12 protein-coding genes are annotated in these 17,737 nt (G+C 71.6%); 10 read left to right on the plus strand and 2 right to left on the minus strand.

Annotation, left to right across the window (positions count from 1 at the left end):
• Positions 1 to 381 precede the first annotated feature (381 nt).
• Entirely contained in the window at positions 382 to 1,890 is a 1,509-nt protein-coding gene (locus tag Scani_RS03750) for a maltokinase N-terminal cap-like domain-containing protein (RefSeq protein ID WP_159469991.1), read from the plus strand.
• 390 nt (positions 1,891 to 2,280) lie between these two features.
• Positions 2,281 to 4,455 (plus strand): 1,4-alpha-glucan branching enzyme, encoded by a 2,175-nt coding sequence (glgB, locus tag Scani_RS03755; protein WP_344571092.1) that lies wholly within the window; start codon positions 2,281 to 2,283, stop codon positions 4,453 to 4,455.
• A gap of 318 nt (positions 4,456 to 4,773) precedes the next feature.
• Here glgB and Scani_RS03760 read toward each other — a convergent pair whose 3' ends face one another.
• The gene (locus Scani_RS03760; protein WP_159469992.1) at positions 4,774 to 6,180 is read right to left on the minus strand and encodes a cation:dicarboxylate symporter family transporter; all 1,407 of its coding nucleotides are present in this window, start codon (positions 6,178 to 6,180) and stop codon (positions 4,774 to 4,776) included.
• A 165-nt stretch (positions 6,181 to 6,345) separates the two neighbouring features.
• On the opposite strand from Scani_RS03760, the gene Scani_RS03765 reads away from it, so the two are divergent.
• The 8 genes from Scani_RS03765 to Scani_RS03800 all read left to right on the plus strand — a co-directional run bounded on the left by Scani_RS03765 (position 6,346) and on the right by Scani_RS03800 (position 16,449).
• Positions 6,346 to 8,007 carry a sensor histidine kinase gene (locus tag Scani_RS03765; protein ID WP_159469994.1) on the plus strand — a complete coding sequence of 554 codons (1,662 nt, stop codon included), beginning with the start codon at positions 6,346 to 6,348 and terminating at the stop codon, positions 8,005 to 8,007.
• Between the two features lie 37 nt (positions 8,008 to 8,044).
• Positions 8,045 to 8,734 carry a response regulator gene (locus tag Scani_RS03770; RefSeq protein ID WP_167538019.1) on the plus strand — a complete coding sequence of 230 codons (690 nt, stop codon included), beginning with the start codon at positions 8,045 to 8,047 and terminating at the stop codon, positions 8,732 to 8,734.
• 63 nt (positions 8,735 to 8,797) lie between these two features.
• A complete protein-coding gene (locus Scani_RS03775; protein ID WP_159469996.1) occupies positions 8,798 to 10,162 on the plus strand; it encodes an extracellular solute-binding protein in 1,365 nt (454 codons plus the stop codon).
• On the plus strand, positions 10,159 to 11,082 hold the full coding sequence (locus Scani_RS03780) for a carbohydrate ABC transporter permease (RefSeq protein ID WP_174872606.1): 924 nt from the start codon (positions 10,159 to 10,161) through the stop codon (positions 11,080 to 11,082). The genes Scani_RS03775 and Scani_RS03780 overlap by 4 nt, the downstream gene beginning before the upstream one ends.
• 3 nt (positions 11,083 to 11,085) lie before the next feature.
• Positions 11,086 to 11,949 carry a carbohydrate ABC transporter permease gene (locus Scani_RS03785; protein ID WP_159469998.1) on the plus strand — a complete coding sequence of 288 codons (864 nt, stop codon included), beginning with the start codon at positions 11,086 to 11,088 and terminating at the stop codon, positions 11,947 to 11,949.
• Positions 11,950 to 12,104: 155 nt separating this feature from the next.
• On the plus strand, positions 12,105 to 12,857 hold the full coding sequence (locus tag Scani_RS03790) for a helix-turn-helix domain-containing protein (protein ID WP_159470000.1): 753 nt from the start codon (positions 12,105 to 12,107) through the stop codon (positions 12,855 to 12,857).
• Positions 12,858 to 13,029: 172 nt separating this feature from the next.
• The gene (locus Scani_RS03795; protein ID WP_159470002.1) at positions 13,030 to 13,830 is read left to right on the plus strand and encodes an ABC transporter ATP-binding protein; all 801 of its coding nucleotides are present in this window, start codon (positions 13,030 to 13,032) and stop codon (positions 13,828 to 13,830) included.
• 69 nt (positions 13,831 to 13,899) lie between these two features.
• Positions 13,900 to 16,449: an ABC transporter permease gene (locus Scani_RS03800; RefSeq protein WP_159470004.1), complete on the plus strand. Its 2,550-nt coding sequence runs from the start codon at positions 13,900 to 13,902 to the stop codon at positions 16,447 to 16,449.
• A gap of 127 nt (positions 16,450 to 16,576) precedes the next feature.
• On the opposite strand, the gene Scani_RS03805 is transcribed toward Scani_RS03800, so the two are convergent.
• Entirely contained in the window at positions 16,577 to 17,602 is a 1,026-nt protein-coding gene (locus Scani_RS03805; RefSeq protein ID WP_159470006.1) for an ATP-dependent 6-phosphofructokinase, read from the minus strand.
• Positions 17,603 to 17,737: the final 135 nt, after the last annotated feature.

Here is a 17,737-nt window from a genome sequence, read left to right on the forward strand (position 1 = left end):
GGGGCGAGCCGAAAGACCCGCCCCGGGGCCGGCGCCCTGACCGGGCACGGGTGCCGGAAACACGCCCGTACGCGGCCGCATGGCGCGTACGGGCGTTTTTTGACCTTTCGCTCGGGCAGTCTCCCTACTACCGCACGGGCCGGGTGAGCCATCGTCGGTCCCCCGGCTCGGGAGGGGAACCACCGCGCAGCGGAGCAGGGCACGCGGGATTCACCGCTGCCGTACGGACGAGCTCGCCCGGTGCCGCCCCCGGACTCCGTCCGGGTGTACCACCGTCAGCCTCCGTCTGGGGGTACCCCCACCGCGCCATCGCACAGTCAAGGCCGTATTCCGGGACACTTTGCCCTATATGTCGTGTGCCCGGGGAAAGGACGCGACGCCATGTCGGACACCGCCTCGACCCGTGCCACCCGAAACACCCCTGACCACCGCCCGCTCGCCGCCGCACCCGATCTGCTGTCCTCGCTGGCACCCCTGCTCGCCGACTGGGTGCCACGCCAGCGCTGGTTCGCCGGCAAGGGACGGCTGATCACCGGCTTCACACTGCTCTCGGCGACCGAGCTGCTGCCGTGCACCGACGACAGCGCACCCGGCCTGCTGCTCCTGCTCGTCCGCGCCCAGCAGAGCGCGCCCCCGAGCCGTACGCCCATCGGAGGCGACTGCTACCAGCTCCTCCTGGGGGTGCATCCGGCGCTGTCGCCACAGCTGGCGCCGGCCGCGATCGGCCGCCCCGGCGGCGGTCCGCTGCGCGGTCGCACCGTCTACGACGCGCTGCTCGACACCCGGCTGTGCGGGCTGCTGCTGGAGCGGCTGCGGGTCCCGGGCCGACTCGGTGCGCTGCGCTTCTGCCGGGAGCCCGATGCCGACATCCCCGCCGGGCTGCCGGGCCGGCCGATCGCCGTCGAACAGTCCAACTCCTCGATCGTCTACGGGGATTCCTTCATCCTGAAGGTCTTCCGGCGGATCGAGCCGGGCGTCAATCCGGATCTGGAGCTGCCGCGGGCGCTGGCGGACGCCAAGTGTGCGCGGGTTCCCGCGCCCGCCGCCTGGTACGAGTCGGCGGCCGCCGAGGAGGGCAGCGAGGCGACGACGCTGGGCGTGCTGCAGCCGTTCCTGCCGGGCTCGGCGGACGGCTGGCAGCTGGCGCTGAACGCGCTGGCCGTGCGCGCCGACTTCACCGGCTCGGCGCGGGCGCTCGGCCACGCCACCGCCGAGGTGCACACCGCGCTCGCCCAGACGCTGCCGACCACCGAGCTGCGCCGCCCGCAGCTGGATGTGATCGCCGCCCAGATGAACGAGCGGCTGGACGCCACCGCCCGCGCCGTGCCCGTGCTGCAGCCCTACCGCGCGCGGCTGCGCACCGCCTTCGACGCGCTGGCCGCGATCGGCCACGACGGCCGCAGCTGGGCCGCCCAGCGCATCCACGGCGATCTGCACCTGGGCCAGACGCTGCGCTCCGCCGACGAGGGCCGCTGGTCGCTGATCGACTTCGAGGGCGAACCGGCCCGCCCGCTGGCCGAGCGGCGCCGGCCGCAGCCGGCGGTGCGTGATATCGCGGCGATGCTGCGGTCCTTCGACTACGCCGCGCGCAGCGGCCCGGCCGGCGGCGACCCCTGGGCGCTGGAGTGGGCCCGGCGCACCCGCGACGCCTTCTGCCGGGGCTATGCGGAGGCCGGCGGGCTCGATCCGCGCTCGGCGCCCGAACTGATGCGCGCCTACGAGACCGACAAGGCCGTCTACGAGGTGCTCTACGAGGCCCGGCACCGGCCCGACTGGCTGTCCGTCCCGATGGCCGCCATCCGGCGGCTGGCGGCCGGCGGCGAACCGGTCGTGGGGGCGGACGGGCCGGGCCCGTCCCGGTCCGCCGGGTCCGACGACGGCCGGGGGTGAGGGGCCGCAGAGAACCGCCGATCCGCCGCCCGTACGCCCCCTGAGACCCGACCGACGCCCGCCCCGCCCCGAGGAGGCCCTCTCGTGACCGCCCGCCCGCCGTCCCGTCCCACCACCCCCGACACCGCCCCTGCTCCGGGCGCGACCGACGACAGCGCGGCGGGGCGGTCCGGCCGCGCGGCGACGCCCCGGCCGCCGGGCGGTGACTCCGCGGTGGCCGCGCGCGGCACCTTCGCCGGGCCCGCTGCCGGGTCCGTGACCGGGCCCGCCCGTACCCGGCCGTCCGCTCCCCGGGAGGCGGCGGCGCCCGGCCGGGCGCCCGCGCCCGCCGGCTCGTCGTCCGGCGCGGCGCCGGGCACCGCCGGCCACGGGGTCCGGCCCGCCGTCCCGCTGTCCGACGAGGACCGCGGCCGGCTCCTGGGCGGCGCCCATCACGATCCGCACGGGCTGCTCGGCGCGCACCCCGTGCGCGGCGGGCTGCTGATCCGGGTGCTGCGGCCCTGCGCCAAGGGCGTCACGGTCCTGGCGAAGGGGCTGCGTGCGACCCTGCCCGCCGAGGGCGACGGGCTGTTCGCCGGAGTGCTGCCGCTGCGCACCGTCCCGGACTACGAGCTGCTCGTGGACTACGGCGACAACGCCGTGCGGATGCCGGACCCCTACCGCTTCCTGCCCGCGCTGGGCGAGCTGGATCTGCATCTGCTCGGCGAGGGCCGGCACGAGGAGCTGTGGCAGGCGCTCGGTGCGCGGATCATGGAGCACCAGGGCGTGCGGGGCACCCGCTTCACGGTCTGGGCGCCCAATGCCCAGGGCGTCCGGGTCGTCGGCGACTTCAACTACTGGGAAGGCACCGGCCATCCGATGCGCTCGCTGGGTTCGTCGGGTGTCTGGGAGCTCTTCCTCCCGGGCATCGGCGAGGGCGAGCTCTACAAGTTCGAGATCACCCGGCCGGACGGCTCACGGACCGTACGCGCCGATCCGATGGCCCGGCGGACCGAGTGCCCGCCCGCCAACGCCTCGGTCGTGGACGCCTCGCACTACCGCTGGACGGACGCCGACTGGATGGCCCGGCGCGGCGAGCGACCGGTGCACGAGGCGCCGTTCTCCGTCTACGAGGTGCATCTGCCCTCCTGGCGCCCCGGCCTCACCTATCGTCAGCTCGCGGCCCAACTGCCCGGCTACGTCAAGGACTTGGGGTTCACCCACGTCGAGTTCATGCCGGTCTCCGAGCACCCCTTCGGCGGCTCGTGGGGCTATCAGGTGACCGGGTTCTATGCGCCCACCGCCAGGATGGGCACCCCGGACGACCTCCGGTTCCTGATCGACGCGCTGCACCGGGCCGGCATCGGCGTGCTGATGGACTGGGTGCCGGCGCACTTCCCGCGCGACGACTGGGCACTGGCGGAGTTCGACGGCCGTCCGCTCTACGAGCCCCAGGACCCGGCACGGGCCGCGCACCCGGACTGGGGCACCCTGGAGTTCGACTACGGCCGCACCGAGGTCCGTAACTTCCTGGTCGCCAACGCCGTGTACTGGTGCGAGGAGTTCCATATCGACGGCCTGCGGGTCGACGCCGTCGCCTCGATGCTCTACCTCGACTACTCACGCGAGGACGGCGGCTGGACCCCGAACGTCCACGGCGGCCGGGAGAACCTCGATGCGGTCGCCTTCCTCCAGGAGATGAACGCCACGGTCTACCGCCGCTGCCCCGGCGTCGTCACCATCGCCGAGGAGTCCACGGCCTGGGACGGCGTCACCCGCGCCACGCATCACGTCGGGCCCGGCGGCTTCGGCGGTCTGGGCTTCGGCCTGAAGTGGAACATGGGCTGGATGCACGACTCCCTCGGCTATGTCTCCAAGGAGCCGGTGCACCGCAAGTACCACCACGGCGAGATGACCTTCTCCATGATCTACGCCTACTCCGAGAACTATGTGCTGCCGATCTCCCACGACGAGGTGGTGCACGGCAAGCGCGCGCTGGTGTCGAAGATGCCCGGTGACTGGTGGCAGCAGCGCGCCAACCACCGGGCCTACCTCGGCTTCATGTGGGCCCACCCCGGAAAACAGCTCCTCTTCATGGGGCAGGAGTTCGCCCAGGGCGCGGAGTGGGCGGAGAGCCACGGCCCGGACTGGTGGCTGCTCGACCCGTCGTACGAGGCGGAGCCCGACCACCGGGGCGTACGCGACCTCGTCCGCGAGCTGAACCGCCGCTACGCCGTCACACCCGCGCTGTGGGAACGCGACACCGACCCGGCCGGTTTCTCCTGGATCGACGGCGGCGCGAGCGAGGACAACGTCTTCTCCTTCCTGCGCTTCGGCGCCGACGGCTCCCCGCTGATCTCGGTCACCAACTTCTCCCCCGTCGTCCGCCACGCCTACCGGCTCGGCGTCCCCGGCACGGTCCCCGCCTGGCGCGAGGTCCTCAACACCGACGACGCGCGCTACGGCGGCAGCGGCATCACCAACCCCGGCCCTCTCACGACCGAAGCGACCCCCTGGAACGGCCGCACCACGTCCGTCTCCACCGTCCTCCCCCCGCTGGCCACCCTCTGGCTACGACCGTCCTGACCACCTCACGGCTGATGGCTGTCGGACCCTTCTGCCGCGGCTGCGGCACCCCCGCCGAACAGATCCGTCCCTGACGTCGCTATGGCCCGTTCCTCCTCGTTCGTACCCCCGCGCAGCCGGCTCCGGCCGACCGCGTCCACCCTGTCGATCACATCGTGTCAGGGGGCACTGACAATCGGCCCTGGCCGAGAAAACCGCAGGTCAGAGGGGCCCGACAGGGGAGTGCGGCGCCGGTCGCGCGGCAGCCGCCGCCCGGTCGCGCCGAAGGGGCGGGTGCCGTTTCCGGCACCCGCCCCTTCTCCCCTCCCGCACTCCGGGTCAGACCGTGGCGGACGACTTCTCCGTGTGGCCCTCGCGGGGCGCGACGACCTCCGCGGCGGCCGGCTGCGCGGTGGCGTCGTCGACCAGCGTCTTCTCGTCGAACGGCACCCGGCCGGCCAGCACCTCCGCCGCCCGGTCCTTGTCGATCTCCTTGGTCCAGGTACCGATCAGCACGGTGGCCACCGCGTTGCCGGCGAAGTTGGTCAGGGCGCGCGCCTCGCTCATGAAGCGGTCGATGCCGACGATCAGGCCCACCCCGTCGACGAGTTCGGGGCGGTGCGACTGCAGGCCGCCGGCCAGCGTCGCCAGGCCCGCGCCGGTGACGCCCGCCGCGCCCTTCGACGCGATGACCATGAACACCAGCAGCGAGATCTGCTGGCCGAGGGGCAGCGGCTTGCCCATCGCCTCGGCCACGAACAGCGAGGACATCGTCAGGTAGATGGCGGTGCCGTCGAGGTTGAAGCTGTAGCCGGTGGGGACGGTGATGCCGACCACCGGCTTGCTGACGCCCAGGTGCTCCATCTTCGCGATCAGCCGGGGCAGGGCCGACTCGGACGAGGAGGTGGACAGGATCAGCAGGAACTCCCGGGCGAGGTACTTCAGCAGCAGGAAGATGTTGACCCCGGCGACCAGCCGGAGCAGCGTGCCGAGCACCACGATCACGAACAGCAGGCAGGTGGTGTAGAAGCCGACCATGATGACGGCCAGCGACTTCAGCGCGTCCAGACCGGTCTCGCCGACCACCGCCGCGATGGCGCCGAAGGCACCCACCGGCGCCGCCCACATGATCATGGACAGCACCCGGAAGACCAGCTTCTGGAGGTGTCCGACACCGCGCAGCACCGGCTCGCCCGCCGACCCCAGCGCCTGCAGCCCGAAGCCGACCAGCAGCGCCACCAGCAGCGTCTGGAGCACCTCGCCCTGGGTGAAGGCGGAGACCAGCGTCTTGGGGATCATGCCGAGCAGGAACTCGGGGAGCGATTCCCCGCCGCCCTCGGTCTGGGCGTGGCCCGCGTGCCGGACGGTCTCGGTGAGATGGAGGCCGGACCCGGGGTCCAGCAGGTTGCCGACGACCAGGCCGATGGCCAGGGCGACGGTGGACATCACCATGAAGTAGCCGAGGGCCAGTCCGCCGACCGCGCCGACCTTGGCGGCCTTCCGCACCGAGCCGACGCCCAGCACGATGGTGCAGAAGATGACCGGCGAGATCATCATCTTGATCAGGTTCACGAACCCGGTGCCGAGCGGCTTGAGCTGGACCGCGACACCGGGGGCGGCGAAGCCCACGACGATGCCGAGCAGCACCGCGCCGATCACGGCGATATAGAGGAAGTGGGTCCGGTCGCGCTTCGCCGGCGCGGTCTCCTCGGTGGTGCCCCCACGCGGCGGGGTCTGTGCAGACACGGCTGCCTCCTCGGTCTACGGCTGTGCGCTGATCTGCGGCTCGCTCGCACAACAAGTCCCGGCGACTATGCACGTCGCTGTGGCGCCCGTCACCCTTGCGTACATTTCGTTCACGTAAAAGTGACCGTGCAGCCGGTTCTGCGGTAACCGTGCAGACTGTTCTGCATGCGACTCCCCCGACCCCGCCCTTCCCGGCGGCTGCGCGGCCCCCGCAGCCTCGCCGGGCAGCTGTTCGCCATGCAGGTGGTGCTGGTGGCGGTGGTCGTCATGGGCTGCGCGCTCTTCGCGTACGTCAGCGCCGGCCGGCAGGCGGAGGAGACCGCGCGGCGGCAGGCGACCGCGGCGGCCACCGCCGTCGCCGACTCCCCGGCGGTGGTGGCCGCGGCGCGCACCGAGGACCCGACCGCCGCCCTGCAGCCGTACAGCGAGCGGCTGCGGCACGATGCCGGCGTCGACTTCGTGGTGGTGATGGCGCCGGACGGGACCCGCTGGACGCACCCCGAGCCGTCCGCGATCGGCAAGAAGTACCTGGGGCACATCGGCCCGGCGCTGCACGGCAAGGTCTTCCCCGAGACGCACATGGGGGTGCTGGGACCGTCCGTCCGCGTCGTCGCACCGGTCCGGGACCCCTTGCGCGGCGACCGGATCACGGCGCTGGTCAGCTCCGGGATCACCATCGAGACGATCAGCGAGCAGCTGCGCGACCAGGTGCTGGCGCTGGTCGGCGTGGCCGCGGCGGCGCTGGCGCTCGGCGGCCTGGGGACGTATGTGATCAATGCCCGGCTGCGGCGGCACACCCACGGGATGAACGCGGCGGAGCTCAGCCGGATGCACGAGTACCACCAGGCCGCGCTGCACGCCGTACGCGAGGGGCTGTTGATGCTCGACGGCCGGCGCAGGGTCGCCCTGATCAACGACGGCGGGCGGGAGCTGCTGGGGCTGTCGGACGACGCGGTGGGCCGCCCGGTCACCGAGCTGGGGCTGCCGGAGCCGCTGACCGAGGCACTGCTGGCGCCCGGCCCCCGCGTCGACGAGCTGCAGCTGACCCGCGAGCGGGTGCTGGTCGTCAACTCCGCGCCGGTGTCCGGCGGGGAGCGGCGCGGCAGCGTCGTCACGCTGCGCGATCACACTGAACTCCAGGCACTGTCCGGGGAGTTGGACTCGGTACGCGGTTTCACCGAGGCGCTGCGCTCGCAGGCCCATGAGGCCGCCAACCGGCTGCACACCGTGGTCTCGCTGATCGAACTGGGGCGGGCCGAGGAGGCCGTGGAGTTCGCCACCGCGGAACTCGAACTGGCGCAGGCCCTGACCGATCAGGTCGTCGGCGCGGTCGCCGAGCCGGTGCTCGCCGCGCTGCTGCTGGGCAAGGCCGCGCAGGCCAACGAGCGCGGCGTCGAACTGACCCTGACCCCCGACAGCCGGATCGACGACGGGCTGCTGCCGCCCGGCCTGCCGGCCCGTGACCTGGTGACGGTGCTGGGCAATCTCCTCGACAACGCCCTGGACGCCGCCGCGCCCACCCGGGAGCACACCGCCACCGAGCCGCCGCGGGTGCGCGTCACCGCGCGGGCGGACGGCGACGAGCTGTTGCTGCGGGTCGCGGACACCGGCCCCGGGGTGTCCGCGGAGGCCGCCGAGGAGATCTTCCGGCGGGGCTGGAGCACCAAGCAGAGCACGGCCGCGCCCGCCCGCGGCCGCGGTCTGGGACTGGCCCTGGTCCAGCAGGCGGTACGCCGCAACGGCGGCACCGTCGCCCTGGACCGGGCGCCCGGCGGCGGCGCGCGGTTCACCGTACGGCTGCCGCTGCGCACGGGGGCGACGGCATGAGCGGGACGAGAACCGCGGCCTGCCCGGGAGCGCGCGGATGAACCGGGTGACGCCCTCCGCCATCCGGGTCCTCGTCGTCGAGGACGATCCGGTCGCCGCCGACGCGCACGCCCTGTACGTGTCGCGGGTGCCCGGCTTCACGGTCTCCGGCACGGTGCACTCCGGCACCGACGCCCGCCGCCACCTCGAGACGCACGCCGTCGATCTGCTGCTGCTCGACCTCTATCTGCCCGACGGCCACGGGCTGCAGCTGGTGCGGACCCTGCGCGCGGCCGGCCACACCGCCGACATCATCGCGGTCACCTCCGCACGCGATCTGGCCATGGTGCGCGAGGGCGTCTCGCTGGGCGTGGTGCAGTACGTGCTGAAGCCGTTCACCTTCTCCACCCTGCGCGACCGGCTCACCCGCTATGCGGAGTTCCGCGCCGCCACCGGCGAGGCGAGCGGGCAGGACGAGGTGGACCGGGCGATCGCCGCACTGCGCGCACCGCGTCCGGCCGCGCTGCCCAAGGGGCTGACCGCGGCCACCCTGCAGGCGGTGACCGATGTGCTGCGGGCCGCCGGAAGCGGGCTGACGGCGACCGAGGCGGCCGCCGACGTGGGCATCTCCCGGATCACCGCCCGCCGTTACCTCGAACATCTCGTGGAGAGCGGCCGGGCGGCCCGCGCCCCCCAGTACGGCCAGGTCGGCCGGCCCGAATTGCGCTATCGGTGGTCGGGCCATTGACCGGCTGTGACCGGTGACCTACTTTCAGCTGGCAGCCCGCAGTGGCTAGTTGGAGGTCGTGTCGTGCGCCCCACCGCCCCGCTGATTCTTCTCGCCGCCGCCGTCGTGGCCGCCGGCACGCTCACCGCCTGCGGCGGCGGGTCCGGCAGCGACGAGAACACCGTCAAGGTCGCCTTCATCAAGGACACCAACGGCAAGGTCACCGTCCGGGACGACTATGTCCGCCTCGTGGCCCGGCAGTTCGAGAAGAACAACCCCGGCAAGAAGGTCCGGCTGATCCCGGTCCAGGCGTCGGAGAACGACTACTACACCAAGATCCAGCAGATGATGCGCTCCCCGCGTACCGCACCGGACGTGGTCTACGAGGACACCTTCCTGGTCAACTCCGACATCACGGCGGGGCTGTTGCGTCCGCTGGACGACCACCTCCGCACCTGGGACGACTGGCGGCAGTTCGCGCCGGCCGCGAAGACCGCGGCCAGGGCGCAGGACGGCAGGACCTACGGCGTCCCGGACGGCACGGACACCCGCGGGCTGTGGTTCAACAAGAAGATCTTCAAGAAGGCCGGGCTGCCGGCCGACTGGCGGCCCGGGAACTGGGCCGAGGTGCTGGACGCCGCCCGCACCGTCCGGCGCAGGGTCCCCGGTGTCATCCCGCTGAACGTCTTCACCGGCAAGGGCGCGGGCGAGGCCGCCGTGATGCAGGGCTTCGAAATGCTGCTGTACGGCACCGGCCGAAACCAGCTCTACGACCCGGGCAGCAAGAAATGGGTCACCGGCACCCAGGGCTTCAAGGACAGCCTGCGCTTCCTCGACACGGTCTACCGGGAGAAGCTCGGCCCCGATGTCTCCGATGCGCTCAGCCCCCACATCCAGACCCGGGTGGCCGCCGAGCTGCTGCCCGAGGGGAAGCTCGCCATCGACCTCGACGGGTCGTGGCTGAGCCAGCAGTGGCAGAAGACGGGCGGCGGCAACCCCTGGCCCGCCTGGTCGGCCACGCTCGGCCAGGCCCCCTTCCCCACCCAGCACGGCGCCCCGCCCGGCAAGGTGAGCCTGGCCGGCGGCTGGACCTGGTCGGTACCGCGGAAGGCGCGGCAGCCCGAGCTGGCCTGGAAGCTGATCAAGACCTTCCAGTCGAAGCCGAACGCCCTGGAGTGGTGCGTACGCGGCGCCCAGATCGCGGTGCGCAAGGACGTCGCGGCCGACCCGCGCTACCGGACCTCGGTGCCCGGCATCGGCTTCTTCACCGGTCTGGTCGAGGTCAGCCGGTACCGGCCCGCGCTGCCCGCATACCCCCGGGTCGCCTCGGCGATCGGCGAGGCGATGGAGGCGGTCACCTCCGGTGACTCCTCGCCGGACCAGGCGGCGAAGGACTACGACACGACGCTGCCCTCCCTCGTCGACGGCCGGACCGTCGCCAGGCCATGACCGGCGCCGTCGCCGAAACCGCGGGCCGCGCCCGGACGCCCGGCGCCGCTCCGGCCGGCCGCGTGCGCACCCGGCTGCTGCGCTGGTCGCCGCTCGCCCCGGCCACCGTCCTGCTGCTGCTCTTCCTCCTCGGCCCCATCGGCTACTGCGTGGTCATCGCCTTCACCGACACCCAGCTGACCGGCCAGGCCTCCGCGTCCTTCGTCGGCCTGGCCAACTTCCGGCACGCGTTCGGCGATCCGGCCTTCCGCAATGCCGTGGTGCTGACCCTGGTGTTCACCGTCGTCTCCTCGCTCCTGGGGCAGAACACCCTGGGGCTCGTGCTGGCCGGCCTGATGCGCCGCGCCTCGCGGCCCGTACGGTCGCTGACCGGCGCGACGGTGATCTGCGCCTGGGTGCTCCCGGAGATCGTCGCGGGCTTTGTGCTCTACACCTTCTTCGCGCGGCGCGGCACCCTCAACGCCCTGCTGGACCTGCTCCATCTGCCCGCCCAGAACTGGCTGTTCACGCTGCCGATCCTGGCCGTGTCGTTCGCCAATGTCTGGCGCGGCACGGCCTTCTCGATGCTGATCTACTCCGCGGCGCTCGCCGGGATCCCCCAGGAGGTCACCGAGTCCGCCGAGGTCGACGGGGCGGGCGGGCTGCGACGGCTGTGGCACATCACGCTGCCGATGATCCGCCGCTCGATCGGCACCAACCTGATGCTCAACACCCTCCAGACGCTCTCCGTCTTCGGACTCATCTGGGCGATGACGCGCGGCGGCCCGGGAAACCGCAGCCAGACCCTGCCGGTGTTCATGTACGACCAGGCGTTCCTGAAGTCCCTGATCGGCTACGGCACCGCGGTGGCGCTGCTGTTGCTGCTGGTGGGCGCGCTGTTCGCGGCGGTCTACCTGCGTCTGCTGCGCGAGGAGGTCTGAGCCGTGCCGCTCCCCCGCCGCCCCGCGGCTCGCCGGCGGACGCCGAGCCGGGGTACCCGCCGGCGGCTGGCCGCCGATGCCGGGCTGCTGGCCGCCGCCGCGGCCTTCGCGATGCCGCTGGTCTGGCTGGTGCTGTCGTCGCTGGACACCGAGGCGACGCTGCGGGTGCGGCTGCCGAGGTCGCCGTCGCCGGACAACTTCTCGGCGGTGCTGACCGACGAGATCACCTTCACCCCGATGCTCAACAGCCTGCTGATCTGCGGGGGCGCGACCCTGCTCACGGTCGTCTGCGCGGCGCTCGCCGCCTATCCGCTGTCCCGCCACCGCTCGCGTTTCGCCCGCCCGTACCTGCTGACGATCCTGTTCGCCACCTGCCTGCCGGTCACCGCGGTCATGGTGCCGGTCTACGCGCTGTTCGTACGGGTCGATCTGATCGACACCCGGTACGGCACCGCGCTGTTCCTGGCCACGGCCCAACTCCCCTTCGCCATCTGGCTGATGAAGAACTTCATGGACGGGGTCCCGAAAGTGCTGGAGGAGGCGGCGTGGACGGACGGCGCCTCCTGGTGGCAGACCCTGCTGCGGGTGATCCTGCCGCTGATGGGGCCCGGTGTCGCCGTCGTCGCGGTCTACACCTTCCTCATGATGTGGGGCAATTTCTTCGTGCCCTTCATGCTGCTGCTCTCCCCGGAGCAACTGCCCGCTTCGGTGAGCATCTTCACCTTCTTCGGCAATTACGGCGCCGTCGCCTTCGGCGAACTCGCGGCATTCTCGATTCTCTACTCGACACCGGTCCTGGTGCTGTACATCCTTGTCTCCCGACGGCTCGGCGGCGGTTTTGCGCTCGGTGGCGCGGTGAAGGGCTGAGCGACGGCAGAAACGGAGAGACACGCGGAAATCCGGCCCGTCCCGGCCGGAAAGTCCGCAGGTCCGCACCGGAAACCGGCCACCTAGTAGCTTCCTACGACTTTCCGGCTTGGGTTTCCGCACGATAGGTGCCGAGCCGGGCCGTCACTTACCGTGTGCCGGTGAACACGCAAGCCGGAGAGCCCCGCAGACCCCCTTTCCATGCCGAGGCCGCCCGCCGGCTGCGCGAGGCCCTCGGGATGACCCCCGCCCATGTCGCCTACGGAATTCGGGCCGCCTTCGGCATACCGATATCGCCGGCGACGGTGGCGTCCTGGGAACGGGGGGAGAGCGCCCCTTCGGAAACCGAACTGACCGCGCTGGCCGGCGCCCTGTGGTGCGCGCCGGGCGATCTGCTCGACACCCCGGGCACCCTGCGCGAATACCGCCTGGCCCTCGGCCTCGCCACCGCGGACCTCGCGCTGCGCATCGGCATGGACCGGGCCGCGTACGAACGTCTGGAGGCCGGCGGGAAGTGGAGCGGCAACGACCGGCAGGCGGCGGCGCTCGCCGCGCTGATGGATCTGCCGCTGCCCGCGCTGATCCGCTTCACCGGCCGGGACGGGACACTGGCCGACCTGCTGACCAGCGCCGCCACCACCCGATGGCAGGCCTATGTGCGGCCGGTCGGCAAGGTCGTCCCGCTGCCCAAGGCGCGGCTCCAGGGCATCCTGCAGGAACTGCACAGCGAATATCAGGCGACCATGACGGCTACGCTCAACTGGAGCGGCTCGGGCAGCGCCGAGGAATCCGGCCGCGCGGGGCGTGCCTTTCTCGACGGCATCCTGGCGGAATTCTGGGCGCGGGCCGGCGAACGGCACCCCCACGAAACCCCTCCCTCTGCCCCGCGGTCCCCGGGTCATCCCTGAGACGCCCCGTCGGCCCCAGGGCGGACGGCCGTCCGTCCAGAGAATGACACCGGGCGCGGTCATGGCACTTCCGGCCGGTGCGGCTTTCGGTCCTTGCGGCCGAGGCCCGAGCCGACCTGTGCATTCGAGAATGAGGACATCGCATTTTCCGTCCCTTCTCCAGGAGTTCCCCGTGCCCCACGCGGCTGCCTTTCCGGGTTTCCCCGGTTCCCCCGCCCCCGCTCGCGCCGACGCCGCCGTCGCCGCCCGCGCCACGGATCTGAGCAAGGTCTACGGCCAGGGGGAGACCCGCGTGGTCGCGCTGGACTCCGTCTCGGTCGAGTTCGGGAAGGCCCGCTTCACCGCGATCATGGGCCCGTCCGGCTCCGGCAAGTCCACGCTGATGCACTGCATGGCCGGGCTGGACGCGATCTCCTCCGGTTCGGCCCGGATCGGTGACGTGGAGCTGGCGTCGCTGAACGACAAGCAGCTGACGCGGCTGCGCCGGGACAAGATCGGCTTCATCTTCCAGGCGTTCAACCTGCTGCCGACGCTGACCGCGCTGGAGAACATCACGCTGCCGATGGACATCGCGGGCCGTAAGCCGGACCGGGAGTGGGTCAGCCGTGTCATCGAGACGGTCGGCCTGTCCGGGCGGCTGTCGCACCGGCCGGCCCAGCTCTCCGGCGGCCAGCAACAGCGGGTGGCGGTCGCGCGGGCGCTGGCCGCCCAGCCGGAGATCATCTTCGCGGACGAGCCGACCGGCAACCTCGACTCCCGCTCGGGCGCCGAAGTGCTGGGCTTCCTGAGGGAGTCGGTGCGGGCGATGCAGCAGACGGTCGTGATGGTCACTCATGACCCGGTCGCCGCGGGCTATGCGGACCGGGTGGTCTTCCTCGCCGACGGCCATATCGTCGAGGAGCTGCACGAGCCGACCGCGGACACCGTCCTGGACCGGATGCGGCTCTTCGAGGCCAAGGGCCGTACGAGCTGACGCCCGGCACACCGCACCACCGCGCTGCCCTTCATCCCGAGCCACCGGACCAGGACTGACACCACCACCATGCTGCGAACCGCCCTGCGCAACGTGCTTGCGCACAAAGCCCGATTGATGATGACCGCACTCGCGGTCCTGCTCGGCGTCGCCTTCGTCGCCGGCACCCTCATCTTCAGTGACACCGTCGGCTCGGCCGTCAAGAAGGCGTCCGAGAAGAACCTCGACGGGGTGGCCGTCTCCGTCCAGGCCCAGGCCCAGGCCAACACTCCGGCCACCGGCAAGGACGGCAAGCGGACCACCCTTGTCGACGAAAAGCTGGCGGACACCATCCGCGCGCTGCCCGGCGTGCAGTCCGTACGCCGCAACGTCATCGGCACGGCCACCGTCGCCGGCCCGGACAATGTGCCGCTCGGCAACGACTGGCAGAACCTCGCCGCCAACTTCCAGCCGGACAAGGACGGCTACGACGCCCGCTACCCGCTGATGCAGGGCCGCGGACCGACCGCCGACGACGAGATCGCGCTGGACGAGAAGACCGCGAAGGCGTCCGGCCACAAGATCGGTGACTCCGTGCGGCTCGCCACCGACGGCCCGGTGCTGACGAAGCGGCTGGTCGGCACCGTCACCACCGACGACCCGCAGGTGACCGCGGGCGGCAGCCTGACGCTCTTCGACACCGCCACCGCGCAGAAGCTGTTCCTGCGCCCCGGTCAGTTCGACGAACTGGTGATCGGTGCCGCGCCCGGCGCCGACCAGCAGGCGCTGACCGCCAAGATCCGCGAGGTGCTGCCGAAGAACCGCGCCACGGCGACCAGCGGCACCGAGCTCGCCGCCGAGCAGTCCGAGCGGGTCGCCGGGCAGAACAAGGCCCTGACCCAGACGCTGCTGATCTTCGCCGGGATCGCCCTGTTCGTCGGCGTCTTCATCATCGCCAACACCTTCACCATGCTGATCTCCCAGCGCAGCCGGGAGATCGCCCTGATGCGCGCGATCGGCGCCTCCCGCCGTCAGGTCGTGCGCTCGGTACTCGCGGAGGCGGCCCTGCTGGGCCTGATCTCGTCGGCCGTCGGATTCACGCTGGGCATCGGCCTCGCCGTGGGTCTGCGGGCGGTACTCGAAGCCAATGGCGCGGGCTTCCCGGCCGGACCGGTCGTCATCAGCCCGGCCGCGGTGCTCTCCGCGCTCGGTGTGGGCGTCGTGGTGACCGTACTGGCCGCCTGGCTGCCGTCCCGCAAGGCGGCGAAGATCGCCCCCGTGGAGGCGCTCAACACCGTCGAGGCGCCGCCGGCACTGCGCAGCCTGGTGCTCCGCAACTCCCTCGGCGCGGTCATCACCGGCCTCGGCATCGCGACCATGTGCTACGTCTCCACGCTGAAGAAGAGCGACGACCTGCCGATCGCGATGGTGGGCGGAATGCTGACGCTGACCGGCGTCATCATCCTCGCGCCGCTGCTGTCCCGGCCGCTGGTCTCGCTGGCGGGCATCGTCACCACCCGGCTCTTCGGCATCAGCGGCAAGCTGGCCAAGGAGAACACGCTGCGCAACCCCCGCCGTACGGCGGCAACCGCTTCGGCGCTGATGATCGGCCTCACCCTGATCACCGGTATGACGGTCGTCGGGAACTCGGCCGGGCAGGCCATGGACAAGATGACGGCCCAGGGACTGAAGGCCGACTACAAGATCGGGACCACGTCCTCCGGCCTGGACCCCGAGCTGTCGCAGAAGGTGGCGGACATCCCGGGCGTCGAGGCGGCGGCTCCGCTGCGCAATACGGGCTTCGAGACCCCTGATGCCATCATGGGCCTGATGGGCACCGACCTCAGCACGATCGGCAAGGTCGCCCAACTGGACTTCACCAGCGGTTCGTTGACGGGCGCTGGAGGCAACGACATCGCGGTCTCCCAGGAGATGGCCAAGAAGAAGGGCTGGCACACCGGCGACACCCTGGACGCCACCTTCTTCGACAAGAAGAAGGCGAAGCTCAAGATCGTCGGAATCTTCGCGGACAACCAGCTGGTCGGCGACTCGATCGGCGCCGCCTCGCTGGCAGCACCGCACCAGCTCGTGACGAGGGTCGAGACACTGCTGGTGAAGGCCCAGGACGGCCCGTCGGAGGGGCTGGAGAAGCAGATCCGGCACGCCCTCGGCGACAGCCCGCTGCTGAAGGTCCAGGACCACGCCGAGCTGCGCAAGGAGAACGCCGGGAGCATCGACATGGTGGTCAACATCTCCTACGGGCTGCTGGGCATGGCCGTCATCATCGCGGTGGTGGGCGTCGTCAACACCCTCGCCATGTCGGTCTTCGAGCGGACCCGCGAGATCGGGATGCTGCGGGCGATCGGCCTGGCCCGCAGCGGCATCAAGCAGATGGTCCGGCTGGAGTCGGTGGTCATCGCGCTGTTCGGCGCGGGCCTGGGCATCGCGGTGGGCATCTTCTGCTCCTGGGCCACCGGCAACCTGGTCAGCCAGGGCCTGCCCACCTACGAGCTGCTGCTGCCCTGGGGCCGGCTCGCGCTGTTCGTACTGATCGCGGCGGCCGTGGGAATGCTGGCCGCGCTCTGGCCGGCCCGCCGGGCGGCCCGGCTGAACATGCTGGAGGCCATCGGCGCCCAGTGACCCCCTGACCGCCACCCCCCACCAAGGCGGCGCGCCTGCCCTCGACAGAGGACAGGCGCGCCGTTGGTGTTTCCGGGAAGCCGTTGGTGTTCCGGAAAGCCGTTGGTGTTTCCGGGGAGCAGCGGGCTCAGAAGACCGACTCGGCCTCGTCCATCCGCCACTCGGGCACCGTCTTGAGCTCGGTGACCGCCTCGTGCAGCGGCACCATCGTGATGTCGGTGCCGCGCAGCGCGGTCATCTTGCCGAAGTCGCCGCGGTGCGCGGCCTCGACGGCGTGCCAGCCGAAGCGGGTGGCGAGCACCCGGTCGTACGCGGTGGGGGTGCCGCCGCGCTGGACGTGGCCGAGGATGACCGGGCGGGCCTCCTTGCCCAGGCGCTTCTCCAGCTCGACGGCGAGGTGGTTGCCGATGCCGGTGAACCGCTCGTGTCCGAACTGGTCGATGGCGCCCTTCTTGTAGTCCATGGTCTCCTCGGCCGGGTGGGCACCCTCGGCGACACAGACGACCGCGAACTTCTTGCCCCGGGCGAACCGCTCCTCGACCATCTTGACCAGGTCGTTCACATCGAAGGCACGCTCGGGCAGACAGATGCCGTGGGCGCCGCCGGCCATGCCGGACTCCAGCGCGATCCAGCCCGCGTGCCGTCCCATCACCTCGACGACCATGACCCGCTGGTGCGACTCCGCGGTGGTCTTGAGGCGGTCGATCGCCTCCGTCGCGACCCCGACGGCGGTGTCGAAGCCGAAGGTGCGGTCGGTGGAGGAGATGTCGTTGTCGATGGTCTTGGGGACGCCGACGACCGGCATCCCGGCGTCCGCGAGCATCCGGGCGGCGGTCAGGGTGCCCTCGCCGCCGATCGGGATCAGGACGTCGATGCCGTAGTCCTTGGAGAGGTCCTTGGACTTCTCGCAGGCCTCCCGGAGCCGGTTGCGCTCCAGCCGGGACGAGCCGAGGATGGTGCCACCGCGGGCGAGGATGCCGCTGACCGCTTCGAGGTCGAGCTTGCGGTAGCGGCCTTCGAGCAGTCCCTTGAAACCGTCCTCGAAGCCGATGACCTCGTCGTCGTGTCCGGTGAGGGCGCGGTGGACAACAGACCGGATCACAGCATTCAGGCCAGGACAGTCGCCGCCTGCGGTGAGGACTCCGATACGCATCGTGCTGTGTCTCCTGTGCTCGCTGTTGGTTCGTGTGAGCCGGTCCGATTGTTTCACGGGCCGGCCGACCGTCCCCCTCCTCCACAGACCCCACCCCTTACTGTCCTCGCACGGACTCCGCAAGGGAAACTGGGA

This window comes from Streptomyces caniferus (assembly GCF_009811555.1).
GTDB classification, from domain to species: Bacteria; Actinomycetota; Actinomycetes; order Streptomycetales; family Streptomycetaceae; genus Streptomyces; species Streptomyces caniferus.

Coding starts and splice junctions, on each gene's coding strand:
- Scani_RS03750 (WP_159469991.1), top strand. CDS start 382: ATGTCGGACACCGCCTCGACCCGTGCCACCCGAAACACCCCTGACCAC.
- Scani_RS03800 (WP_159470004.1), top strand. CDS start 13,900: ATGCTGCGAACCGCCCTGCGCAACGTGCTTGCGCACAAAGCCCGATTG.
- Scani_RS03780 (WP_174872606.1), top strand. CDS start 10,159: ATGACCGGCGCCGTCGCCGAAACCGCGGGCCGCGCCCGGACGCCCGGC.
- Scani_RS03805 (WP_159470006.1), bottom strand. CDS start 17,602: ATGCGTATCGGAGTCCTCACCGCAGGCGGCGACTGTCCTGGCCTGAAT.
- Scani_RS03765 (WP_159469994.1), top strand. CDS start 6,346: ATGCGACTCCCCCGACCCCGCCCTTCCCGGCGGCTGCGCGGCCCCCGC.
- Scani_RS03770 (WP_167538019.1), top strand. CDS start 8,045: ATGAACCGGGTGACGCCCTCCGCCATCCGGGTCCTCGTCGTCGAGGAC.